The 12,042-nt window shown below is 61.0% G+C and carries 10 protein-coding genes; 8 read left to right on the forward strand and 2 right to left on the reverse strand.

Annotated elements, in window-relative coordinates; all coding sequences use genetic code 11:
• Window positions 1-132 precede the first annotated feature (132 nt).
• The 8 genes from N8A98_RS01735 (at window position 133) to N8A98_RS01770 (ending at window position 8,389) form a co-directional block, all read left to right on the forward strand.
• The gene (locus N8A98_RS01735) at window positions 133-756 is read left to right on the forward strand and encodes a TetR/AcrR family transcriptional regulator (RefSeq protein WP_262165282.1); all 624 of its coding nucleotides are present in this window, start codon (window positions 133-135) and stop codon (window positions 754-756) included.
• A gap of 215 nt (window positions 757-971) precedes the next feature.
• Window positions 972-1,721: a GntR family transcriptional regulator gene (locus tag N8A98_RS01740; RefSeq protein WP_113123069.1), complete on the forward strand. Its 750-nt coding sequence runs from the start codon at window positions 972-974 to the stop codon at window positions 1,719-1,721.
• Between the two features lie 67 nt (window positions 1,722-1,788).
• A complete protein-coding gene (locus N8A98_RS01745; RefSeq protein ID WP_262165284.1) occupies window positions 1,789-3,369 on the forward strand; it encodes a putative N-acetylmannosamine-6-phosphate 2-epimerase in 1,581 nt (526 codons plus the stop codon).
• A gap of 43 nt (window positions 3,370-3,412) precedes the next feature.
• Window positions 3,413-4,702, forward strand: a complete 1,290-nt coding sequence (locus N8A98_RS01750; RefSeq protein WP_262165286.1) for an extracellular solute-binding protein — start codon at window positions 3,413-3,415, stop codon at window positions 4,700-4,702.
• A 60-nt stretch (window positions 4,703-4,762) separates the two neighbouring features.
• Window positions 4,763-5,632, forward strand: coding sequence for a carbohydrate ABC transporter permease (locus tag N8A98_RS01755; RefSeq protein WP_113123123.1), 870 nt, complete (start codon window positions 4,763-4,765; stop codon window positions 5,630-5,632).
• Complete coding sequence (locus N8A98_RS01760) at window positions 5,629-6,450, forward strand: carbohydrate ABC transporter permease (protein ID WP_262165288.1); 822 nt, start codon at window positions 5,629-5,631, stop codon at window positions 6,448-6,450. Before N8A98_RS01755 ends, N8A98_RS01760 begins: the two co-directional genes overlap by 4 nt.
• Window positions 6,451-6,689: 239 nt before the next feature.
• Window positions 6,690-7,343 carry a YoaK family protein gene (locus N8A98_RS01765; RefSeq protein WP_262165290.1) on the forward strand — a complete coding sequence of 218 codons (654 nt, stop codon included), beginning with the start codon at window positions 6,690-6,692 and terminating at the stop codon, window positions 7,341-7,343.
• A 323-nt stretch (window positions 7,344-7,666) separates the two neighbouring features.
• Window positions 7,667-8,389: a Crp/Fnr family transcriptional regulator gene (locus tag N8A98_RS01770; protein ID WP_262165291.1), complete on the forward strand. Its 723-nt coding sequence runs from the start codon at window positions 7,667-7,669 to the stop codon at window positions 8,387-8,389.
• A 75-nt stretch (window positions 8,390-8,464) separates the two neighbouring features.
• Here N8A98_RS01770 and cydC read toward each other — a convergent pair whose 3' ends face one another.
• Both cydC and cydD read right to left on the reverse strand, forming a co-directional pair.
• Window positions 8,465-10,120, reverse strand: a complete 1,656-nt coding sequence (gene cydC / locus N8A98_RS01775) for a thiol reductant ABC exporter subunit CydC (protein ID WP_262165293.1) — start codon at window positions 10,118-10,120, stop codon at window positions 8,465-8,467.
• On the reverse strand, window positions 10,117-11,844 hold the full coding sequence (gene cydD / locus N8A98_RS01780) for a thiol reductant ABC exporter subunit CydD (protein WP_262165295.1): 1,728 nt from the start codon (window positions 11,842-11,844) through the stop codon (window positions 10,117-10,119). Before cydD ends, cydC begins: the two co-directional genes overlap by 4 nt.
• Window positions 11,845-12,042 lie beyond the last annotated feature (198 nt).

The following is a 12,042-nucleotide window of genomic DNA, read 5'->3' on the forward strand; positions in this document are numbered from 1 at the left end:
ACTTAGTGACATAAATGTGTTCTATAATCGATCTTGGACGGGAAAAACACCTTGATGCCGGACTTAAATGTCACTTAGTGTCAGACCATGTCTGCACGGGGATCAAAATTGACATCTCGGGAAGCGACGAGATTGGACATCTCGCGTCATGCGGCGAAGCTTTTTCTCGAGCGTGGGGTGGCTGGGACCAGCGGCGACGATATTGCGGCCGCTGCCGGGCTGTCGGCTCGCACGATCTGGCGATATTTCAGATCGAAGGAAAGTTGCGTTGAACCCCTTTTCGCGAAGTCGATGACCGACTTCTGCGAACAGTTGCGAGCTTGGCCGAAGGACATTTCGATCGAAGAACAGTTCGCAAAAACGTTCGCACTCGAGACTAAGACCGACCAGGAGATAGCCGATGGTTTTCTGATTGTTCGTCTAGTCGCAAAATTGGCGGAAGAGCCAGAGTTGCAGACGTCATGGTTGATGTCTCGCCATCAAAGCGAGCCCGATCTTGCGCTCATTATTGCGGATCGCTTAGGCCGGTCGTCACAGGATTTCGACATCCGACTTTGTGCAGCCGCCGTGGCTTCGGCCATCCGAGTAATCGACGAAACGGTGAGCTTCGCTGCGATTGTACATAAACAGACCTTCAGCACCGCTGAACTGGTGGAGCAGATGGCTGCTGCAATCCGACGGATAAGTCCAATACCCTTTTGCGATCCCGTGGCTTCCGATGTCTTCGGCAGGTCAGGCGGATCCAGAAGATCGTGATCAGGGATATCGCCAAACGCCGGCCAGGTGATGCATGTCGCAATTCCGGTTTCCCCGTAGTCAGCTCCGGGATACTGCGCTGGTGGAGGGGTACGGACTAATTTCCGTCCCTTCATTCTTCAGAGGGCACGCCCCCAGATAGATACGTATAATACCAGTTGCTAAGTGGTGACTCGATGCGTATCGATTTTGTGCCTGCGGGACTGGATGATGTTATGAGCACCGACGACTTCATAGAGTGGTTGAAGCGCAATATGGCGGACGCTGATTCCGGCCAGCCCCTTCACAAGCGGCTCAAATTTTCCATTGAGGGCGCGATCCTTAGCAACAGTCTCAAGCCTGGTGCAGTCCTGCCCGGTGAACGGACCTTGTCGGACGCGCTGGCACTGTCACGGGTAACTGTTCGCAAGGCCATCGCGCTGCTTGTGGAGGAGGGGCTAGCCCATCGACGGCAGGGGGCGAGAACGGAAGTCGGCTCGCGTGTCGAGAAGTCGCTGGCGACCTTGACCAGCTTTTCAGAAGATATGTCGGCCCGTGGTCTGGAGCCGGGATGCATCTGGATTTCCAAGCAGATGTGCCGTCCTTCGCCCGCCGAAATGATGGCGTTGGGCGTATCGGCGGACAGTCAAGTCATCCGTATGAAGCGCATACGAACGGCCGACGGCATCCCCATGGCAGTGGAGACCTCCGCTGTTCCGGCCCGCTTTATTACCTCGCCGGATCTAATCGGGGATTCGCTCTATGAAGCGCTTGAGCGGCTTGGCGCCATGCCGCAGCGAGCCATCCAACGCATGCGCTCGCGTCCCGCTTCCGCTAACGACGCGCAGCACTTGCAATGCGATCTGGGACTGCCATTGCTCGTCATGGAGCGACGCTGCTTTTTGGCCGACGAGCAGATCGTGGAATTCACGGAATCGCGTTACCGCGGGGACGCCTATGATTTCGTGCTGGAGCTGAAGCGCTAATACCAGTGAAAAACTGGTTGTAATCTGGTATACTCTCGATATCGTTGCCGGCAATCAGGGGTTGCCGGTGCAGCGCGAAGCTCTCAAGAACGTACTTATTGTATCCTGCCAGCCGGTTCCCGGTGGGCCGATGGATAATCCCGAAATGGTGGTCGGGTTCGCCCTTGCCGCCCTGTCATCGGGCGCGGGCGCGTTGCGGATCGAGTCGCTGCCGTATTTGCGCGCCGTCCGCGCCGCTACCAGCGCTCCTATCGTCGGCATTATCAAACGTGATCTTAGCGATAGCCCCGTGCGCATCACTCCCTATGTCGAGGATGCCATAGCGCTGGCCGAGGCGGGCGCCGATATCGTGGCTTTCGACGCCACCGACCGCACTCGGCCCGCCAGCGTTGCCGAACTCATCGCCGCCGTCAAAGCCAAGGGCAAACTCACTATGGCCGACTGCTCCTCCCTTCAGGACGCGCAGCGTGCTCTCGCGGCAGGCATCGATTTTGTCGGTACGACCCTTTCAGGCTACGTCGGTGAAGCTGAGCCGGTCGATCCCGATCTCGGGCTCATTGCCGACATGGTCCGTCTCACGCCCTTCGTAATTGCCGAAGGCCGCATCCGCTCGACTGATCAGGCTAGTGCTGCGGCACGGGCGGGTGCCTATGCCGTCGTGGTTGGCTCGGCCATCACGCGCACCGAGCATGCAACCTCCTGGTTCAAGGAGGCCGTCGAGCACGGTTTTGCTGATCGCCAGCCATCGAGCAAGCCCGTGCTGGCCATCGACATCGGCGGCACCAAGATCATCGCCGCTCTGGTCGAAAACGGCACAGTCCGCGATGAGGTCACCCTGTCGACGCAACGCGACGCCGGACCTGATCGCTGGATCGATGATCTGGCTAAAAAGTCCGCTGCCTGGCGCGGCCAGGTGGAGAGGGTCAGCATTGCCGTCACAGGCATCATCGACAATGATCTGTGGTCCGCACTCAATCCTGCTACTCTGACCATCCCGGAAGCCTATCCGTTGGTCGATAGGCTCCGGCAGGCATTCGATCTGCCTGTCTTTGCCGCCAATGACGCGCAGGCCGCCGCCTGGGGCGAGCATCGATTTGGCGCGGGGCAGGGGCAGGACATCGCTTTCCTCACCATCTCCACCGGCATTGGCGGCGGTCTTGTGCTCAATGGCAAGCCGCTCCTGGGCATTGCCGGCCATTTCGGACTGCTGCAATCGCCGAGCGCCGGCGCTGGTCCGCTGGAAGATCAGGTTTCTGGCCGTTGGATTGCCGATCAGGCATCCAGGGCTGGACATCAGGTCGATGCGCCCGCCGTCTTTGCCGCCGCACGCCAAGGCGCGACCTGGGCAAATTCCATCATCGATCAGTCCGCCGGCAGAGTGGCGCTGCTGTGTCGGGACATCCAGCTAATGTTTGATCCGGACAGGATCGTCATCGGCGGGGGCATTGGTCTGGCCGACGGTTATCTCGACCGGGTCATCGACAAAATTCCAGCTGAGCCCGTTCGGCTCAAGCCTCGAATCGTGGCCTCCCGGCTTGGACGCCATGCTGGTGTGATCGGCGTGGCCGATCTCGCTTTTCGATCCAAGGGAACCGACTGGACGGCTGAGGGGCTGCCCGGCGCAGAATACAGGGACAAAGGGAAGTAAAATGAAGATTCGGAACGGGACAAGCGTTTCATTGGCCGCCATCATGTCTGCGTCGCTCGCACTGGTCGGCACCGCCCAGGCGGCGGTGACTGTATTGGGTTGGCCCGGCGGCTCGGAAGAAACTGCGCTACGCGCCACCGTCGAAGCCTATAACGCCCAGGACAGCGTTGCCGCCGACGATAAGGTGGAGTTGTTGTTCTTCAACCGCGAAGGCTTCTACGACAAGCTGCAGGCCGACATGGCTGCCGGCTCGGACGCCTTCGACGTCAACCTGATCGCTACCTATTCGATCGGTCGCTACGCTCCGTATATGGAGCCGATCGACCTCGGCGACGCGGCGGTTGCGACCTATGGCGAGTCCACGCTCAGCACCATGCAGTTTGAGGGCAAGCAATTTGGCGTGCCAACCGATCTGTCGGCCCACTTCATGTATTTCCGCAAGGATCTAATCGACCAACTTCTGGCCGACGATGGCGCCAAGGCTAAGTACGCCGAGATCTCTCAAAAATATCTCGGCACGGCGCTCGAGCCAAAAGACCCCGATAGCTGGACTTGGGAGGACTGGGCGGCAACCGCGCTCTATTTCACGCAGTCCATCAATCCTGATAGCCCAGTCCGGTACGGCACCGTGTTGCAGCTGAAGAACCTGCTGTTCAACATGATGGTCTTCCAGTCCCTTCCGCGCTCCTATGGCGGCGATTGGCGCGATGCATCGGGCGCGGTGACAGTTAACTCCGAGGCTTATCGCGAGGGGCTTGAACTCTATAAGACGCTCTATGATGCCGGCGCTACGCCAAAGGATTCGCTGAGTTACGAATATGCCGAAACCAATGCCGCGTTTGGCGCTGGCCAGGCCGCCACGGCCCTGCAATGGAATGCCGCGGCAGCCGAATTGACCGACCCGGAAAAGTCCCCGGCAGTGGCCGACGTCGTCGGGATCGTTGCCCCGCCGGCCGGTCCGGAAGCGCGCGCCGATCACATCCACGGTCTTGGTCTGGGTATAAACAAGAACGCCAAAAACAAGGAAGGCGCCATTCAATTCCTGCAGTGGCTCGCCACCGAAGATGCGGCGCTCACCTATGCGCGGGCCGGTGGTTCGCCGGCCCTGGCGCCAGACGTGGTCGCCAAGATTGCCGAGGAACGCCCCGACCTCGTCCAGCTTGGTGAATTCGCCAGCGCCTATGGCTATGTGATGAATGGTGCAACATCGGCCAATGCCCTGTCCATCTATGAGCTGCAGGCCAAGGAGTTCACCGCCTATTGGTCCGGCCAGCAGGACCTCGACACCACCTTGGCCAACACCAAGGCCGGTATGGAAGAACTGCTGAAGTAGTCAACGTCACGCAACGGGCCTGGCCACTACGGGCCAGGCCCCACATGATCTTGAGGTATGATGGAACGCATCCGTAGCCACGATTGGGCGATTTTGACGGCGCCGATGGTGGTGTTTCTTCTGCTGTTCCTGGGCTTCCCGGCTCTGGTGAACGTTGTCTATTCGGTGTCCGAAGTCCGTTTCGAAACATTGCGCAGTCCCACCCTGTCGGGCCTTGGCAATTATCTGGCCGTACTCACCGACGACGACTTCTGGCGCGCCAGCTGGTTCTCCCTGCGCTTCGGCGTGGTTACGGCTTTGGCCGAATGCCTGATCGGGCTGTTCCTCGCCATCTTCCTCGCGCCGCTTCTGGCCAAGCGTTCATGGCTTCTCGCCCCCCTAATGTTGCCGCTGATGGTGGCACCCGCCATGATCGGGCTGATGTATCGCCTGGTGCTGCATGAATTCGTCGGACCGATCCCGTTTTATCTATACGATTGGTTCGGCTCGAGTCCGGCCTTCCTCGATGTCGGCAGTGCGTTCTGGACGCTTAGCGTAATCGAAACACTGCAGTGGACGCCGTTCGCTTTCTTGCTTTTTCATATGGCCTACCAAGCCATTCCCCAGGATGTGCGCGACGCCGCGCTAATCGATGGCGCCACCTCCTGGCAGATCCTCAAGCGCATCGAATTGCCGCTGATGGCGCCCACGATCGTGGTCGCTCTCTTCATTCGCTTCATCGATGGCTTTCGTGTCTTCGACAATGTCTACACACTCACGGGCAGCGGTGCAGGCGGCAGCACCATGTCGCTGTCGATCTATATCTACGAAGCTTTCTTTAAACAGGGTGCGATTGGCAAAGCCGTGGCGGCCTCGGTGGTGCTGTTCATCGCTTCGTTTGCTGTGCTCTGGGGCCTGAACGCGCTGGCTGCCAGTCGGAGAAAAGCATGATCAAGGCGTTGCGTTGGCTGGTGCTGGTCGTGGCAGTCCTTGCCATGAACTTCCCCGTTCTGGTGACGTTGATCACCTCGTTCAAAAGTGCACGAGAACTATCGACCAATCCCGGTTTTTGGATCAATGCGCCAACGCTCGACAATTATGCCCGCGTTCTGCAGGTCAGCGACCGGCTCAACATATTCGCCTATCTTGCTAATAGCGTTGCTGCCGCAATCATTGGCACGACCCTGGCGATCATTCTTGCCTTCCCTGCAGCTTACGCTATTGCGCGCGGTGATTTCGGCCGCAGAACGCTAATGCCCGTCATCGTCAATCTGCGCGCGGTGCCGCTCATCATCTTTGCCATTCCGCTCTACATGATGTTTCAGTGGCTTGGGCTACTCGACACACAGCTCGGGCTGGGGCTGATCCTGACCATCGTCAATCTGCCCCTGGCACTGATTATTCTTGTCAACGCCATTGCCGAAGTCCCCATCGAGCTCGACGAAGCTGCAAAAATCGACGGTGCCACCACCCTCCAGATTATGTGGCGGATCATTCGACCGGTGGTACGGCCAGCGCTAGTCACCACCTTCATCTTCGGCTTCATCACCGCCTGGAACGAATTCCTCTTCGGTCTCATGCTGACCACCAACAAGGCCGTGCCGATGACGGTGGGCGCCTCGTTCTTCTTCTCGGCTAGCGGTGGCGGCATTCAGTGGGGCATGGCCTCCGCGGTCATGATCCTGGGTGCCCTGCCGCCTATGTTGCTGGGCCTTGTGATGTATCGACAGATTTCAGGCTCGATGACGGCCGGTGCCGTAAAAGGCTAGATCGGCCGGATCGGTCCCCGGTTGCTGACGGCTAACGGCCCGGCGTTCCGCAAACGATCACCTGTACTCCGCTATGGCGCAGGCTTTCTTCGTTCTTTGCTTCATCCGATCGGTCACAAAAGCGGTGAATTCGGAAAATGACGCCACCCGCACCGCAGCGGTTCCGGACCACTTGCTGACGGCGGCACCGAGGTAACCCCCAGTTGCAACTCTCGGTAGAACCTAGATAGAATCTGTCCATGACACCCACGCCTCAACTCAGCCTCGGCCTGCTGCTCACCGCGGCTGCTGGCTTTGTCGATGTGGTGGGCTTTGTCGAACTGGGCGGACACTTCACCTCTTTCATGAGCGGCAATATCACCCAGTTGGGCGATGCGCTGGCGCTGGGCGCCTGGTCGGTGGCGCGGATCACCGCTTCGCTGGTGGCACTGTTCCTGCTGGGCAGCGTTGCCGGTTCCATGCTGGCCCTGATCGCCGGAACGCGCTGGGGTTCGGCCGCCGTAACGGGTTTCGTGGTGGCGACTTTTATCGCTACGCTGGTCCTTGCCTATTTGGGCTTTCCGCCCGACCAGTTCATGCTGGCTTTGGCCGCAGGCGCTGGCGCCCAGAACGCCATTTTACCCTCTACCGGCTCGGTGCGGCTCGGCACCACGTTCGTCACCGGCACCTTGTTCGCAGCCGGCCAAGACCTTGCCCGCGCCCTCTACCGCCTCGCGCCACCCTGGCGATGGGCGCAGCACATGCTGGTGTGGATATCGCTGCTGCTCGGCGGGCTGCTAGGGGGACTGGGCTACAAGGTGTTGGGCATCAACGTCTTGGTGGTTCCAGGGGCAGTGTATCTGGGATTTCTTGTGGCATTTGTAGTAAGGCGGCCGAGCAAGGTAGTGCCGTAGCGCACCTGAATGGCAGTTTCTCTATCGTCGTTTGTGTCAATGGCCGCGCGGAGTCATCTGCCGCCGAGAGGCGGCATCGCTGGCTGGGAAAACACCGACTACGACAATCGCAGGCCAATGACAGTCCCCGGCCTTAAGGCCCTAGATGGAGTATCGCAGCCATTGGCGGGATGAGCCGGGCAGGCGGCCAACGCCAATCCCTATTAGGATGTACTGCACCGCGCCCGCAGCTATGCATGCGACAGGATAGCACTGCGACAGCTGACCGGCTTAACGGGCGCCTTGCACCAGTTTAAAGCATAGATCGCCCAGGAGGCGCCAAAATGCTGTCTGTTTCAACTTGCTCTGAAACTATCGATATTCCGCTTTTTTGCCAGAACTGCCCGTCGCGGCGAAAGGGTAGCTGCGCGGCCCTAAGCTCCGACCAATTGGGTCGGCTGGCGAGTCAAAGCCGACGGGTGCACTACGATGCCGGCGAGGCGTTGGCCGCCGACGCGATGCCAATCGGTGGCTATGGTAGTCTGCTGCATGGGGTGGTTAAGCTGTCAAAGGTACTTGAGGACGGCCGCCAGCAATTGGTGGGGCTGCAGTTTGCTCCCGACCTAACGGGGCGGCTCTTCGCCAATGAAAGCCGGGTAACTGCCGAAGCTGCATCGGATGTCGATCTTTGCGTTGTATCGAGATCGGCGATGGAAACGGTGCTCCGCGACAGCCCCGATTTCAAACACAGCATCATGCTGCAGACGTTACGGGAATTGGACGAGGCGCGCGACTGGATGGTGACGTTGGGTAGGAAGACGGCGGCCGAAAAGGTGGCCAGCTTCCTCTGTCTTATTGCCAGCCATGCGACCCCCGACCAGGACAAACCTCGCACCAGCTTTGACCTACCGTTGAGCCGGGCTGATATCGGCGATTTTCTGGGTCTGACCATCGAGACGGTGAGCCGGCAGATGAGCAAGTTCAAGGCCGATGGCGTGATCGGGATTGAGAACTACCGGCATGTAACTGTGCCGGACCTGGCGCGACTGCGGGTGCAGTGTGGGTAGGGCTGCTTTCTTCTAAACACCCTGTGGCTACCCTATCAAAGTGAGGCCAGGAGGCAGGCGCGCGCGTTGTGCGAATTACTCCCCCAGCACCCCATTCCTGATGCTCACCACGCGGTCCACCGTCCCATCGGGGATGGCGGCGTGAGTGACAAGGATGGTGGTGCGGCCGGCCATGGCGGTTTTGATGGTGGCGAAAAAGGCCAGTTCCGCGTCGCGGTCCAGGCCCGTAGTGGGTTCGTCGAGCAGGATGACCGGCGCGTTGCTGAGCAGGGTGCGGGCGAGGCAGAGGCGGCGGCCCTGGCCGGCCGAGACAGTTTTGCCCGTTTCACCCAGAAGACTGTCGAGGCCGCGCGGCAGGCTACGCACGAAATCGGCAATCCCGGCATCGGCAAGCGCTGCCCAGAGGTCGGGCTCGCTGGCATTGGCACGGCCGATCAGCAGATTGGCGCGGATGGTGTCATGGAACACCTGGCTGTCCTGGCCGAGCAGGGCAATATGGGCATGAAGGTCGGCTTGCCGCAAATTGGCGAGCGGCACGCCCCCCAGGGTGATGCGGCCCGATTGCGGATCGCTCAGGCGCAGAAGCAGCTTGAGCAGGCTAGATTTGCCGCCGCCGCTTGGGCCGACAATGGCAATGTGCTCGCCGGGCATGAGGGTCAGGTTGATATTGCTGAGGACCGGGGCGCTGCCGCCATAGCAGAAGGTGACGTTGTCGATGACAATAGCCGCTTGCGTTGGAATTGGTTGCGGCTGGGCGGGGTCGGCGACGCTGACCGGTGTTTCTGCCATGGCCATCAGCCGCTCGGCGGCGGCCATAGCGGTACTGAGCTTGCCCACGCTGCGCACGATGGCATTGGATGCCTCAAAGCTGCCGAGCACGGCCAGCAGTAACCCAACCAGGAGCGCAGCATCGATTTCGCCGCGGTTGAAATGGTCAAGGCCAATCCATAGTACGCCGACCAAAGCCAGTGCAGCGAGCGTCTGTACGATTGCGGTCGCAATGGCAATGAGGCTTGCTATTTGCCCACGCGCCGCCGCGAGTTGGGTCGCCTTGATCGCGAAATTGGCGTGGGTGGTCCCCAGTATGCCCATGGCCAGCAAGTCGGTATGACCATCAATGCCATCGAGCGTTGCAAGGCGCGCATCGGCCGCGCGGGCAACCACCTGGCTACCGGCACGGCGAGTGTACAGGACCAGCAGGACTGGTGCGGCGAGAACGGCGAGAGCGTAGCAAAGAGCATAGACCAATGCAGCGGCCGGCAGCAGGAATACGAGGATGGTGGAAACAGCTCCGCCGATAACGAGCGCGGCTGTGACTGGACCAACGGCGACAAGGAAAGCCGTATCGAGCGCATCAACGTCGGCGGTGAGCCGGCTGACCAGGTCGCCATGCCGTATATTGCGGTCAGCAAGCGGCAAGCGGGGAAAGAGGCGAGCAAAAAGCCAGCCGCGAATATCGGCCAGCAGGCGCAAGGTGGCGTCATGTCCGGTGAGGCGCTCGCCATAGCGCGCCAGGATGCGGATAAAGGAAAAGCCGCGCACTAGCGCCGAGGGGGCAAAAAGATTGAATGCCAGGCCCGCTGAGGTGAGCGCTGCCGCGGTGATGAACCAGCCCGAAGTGCCGAGCAGGGCAATGCCCGCAGCCAGTGTCACTAGCGACAGGATGAGCGCCAGTAACAGGCCGCGCGCCTGTCTTGCAAAGAGGCTGCGAAAGGCCAGAAGTGCTTTCATGCCGCGCTCCGTTTGCCGGCGGCGGGAACTGGGGTGGCCAGCAAGCGGCCGCCGGCAATGCGATAGGCCTTGCCCAAGTGTGCCGCTACGGCGAGCGAATGGGTAGCCACGATCAGCGTGCGTCCCTGGGCATAGCGCAGCAGATTGTTGAGCACCGCCTGTTCGAGCTCGCCATCAAGATGGGCCGTAGGCTCATCCAGCAGGATCAGTCCGGCATCGCGCAGGAAGATGCGCGCCAGCGCCACGCGCTGGGCCTGACCGCCGGAGAGGCCGACGCCATCCTCACCTAGCATGGTATCGAGACCATCGGGCAGGGCATCGGCAAAGGGCAGGACATGCGCCAGCTCGGCCGCCCGGACGATTTCCGCTGGCGTGGCACCGGGCCGAGCCAGGGCGATATTATCGGCCATGCTGGCATGGATGATCCGGGGCTTCTGGCTCAGCAGGGTGACGCGGCCGCGCAGGTCGGATTCGGCCCATTCGGCCAGTTCGATATGATCGAGATGTGCCGAGCCCTCATGGGGGCGAAGACGGGCGATGGTTTCGAGCAGGGTGGATTTGCCGCTGCCGCTGGGGCCCAGAATGGCGACATGTTCCCCCGCGGCGACATGCAGCGCCGCGTTGACCAGAATTGCGCGGCTGCGATCGGGCGTGCGGATGGTGAAATCACTGAGCGCCACGGCAATGGCGGCAATGTAGGGCAAAGGCGGAGCGTCGCTGGGCCGGGCGATGGTGGTGGGGAGGACGCCGAGTTGCGCCTCTATTTCGCCGATGGCTGCCTTGGCGCTGGAGCGATCATGATAGCAGGCGGCGAGCTGGCGCAGGGGATTATAGACCTCCGGCGCCATCAACAGCAGGAAAAGACCAAGCTGCAGGCTGAGCGGTTCGGGGCGCAATTGCAGGTAGCCGATATAGGTGAGGCCCACATAAAGCGCGATGCCTGCCACACCTAGGGCCGCAAAAAATTCCAGCACGGCCGAGGAGAGAAAGGCGATGCGTAGCACGCGCAGAGTGCGTCGCCGCAATTCGTCGCTGGCGGCGACGATGCTCGCGGTTTCCGCCTCGGCGCGGCCGAACAGTTTGAGTGTGAGCAGGCCCCGCAGCCGATCGGCGAAGCGTCCATTGAGCTGGCTGAGCGCGCGGGCCTGCCGCGTCGTCGCGATCTGGGCGCCCCAGCCGACCAGGGCCATGAAGAGCGGGATCAAGGGCGCAGTGACGAGAAACAAGAGCCCCGCCAGCCAGTCGAGCGGGAGGATAACGGCGCCGAAGGCCAGCGGCAGCACGCTCGCCTGGATCATGGCAGGCAGATAGCGGGCGAAGTACCCGTCTAACGCCTCGGTCTGGTCGATGATGACGGAGGCGGCGGAACCCGATGCGGGCTGGTCGGCGGCGCGGGGCGGGCGGGCGAGCAATTGGGCAAACAGGGCCTGGCGTAACTGGAGCTTGATGGCCTCGGCTGCGCTGACGCCAGCCCGTTCGCCCAGTGCCCCGAGCGTGGCACGGATGATTAATAGGGCAAGGACGAGGCCAATAGCCGGGGCGAGGGCGGCAAGCGGCCGGTTATGCTCGATGGCCTGACCCAGAATATCGGCAAAGAGCCAGGTCTGGCAGATCAGCAGGACCCCGCCAGTGAGGGGCGCTGCGATCGTCAGGCCGATCCATGGGCCGCCGTGATGGGTGAGGGCGGAGAGTGCCTTGGCATGCAGGCGATCCTTAGTCGTCATATAGTCCTCAGCGTATCCCAAGTGCATCCCCATCTGGCTCGGTCTGTTGCGGCCGGTGAAAAGCTCCTGTCCGGGCAACATTAGCCAAGCTGCAGCCCCAACCTTTGATCTGAATCAAGGCGGCTCGCCCCCCGACACGGCAAAAGAGCCTCGGGACAGCCACGAATCGGCGGCTGAGCTTACTCACAGGGGCATTCG

It is taken from the genome of Devosia neptuniae (assembly GCF_025452235.1).
In the GTDB taxonomy this organism is placed as follows: Bacteria; Pseudomonadota; Alphaproteobacteria; order Rhizobiales; family Devosiaceae; genus Devosia.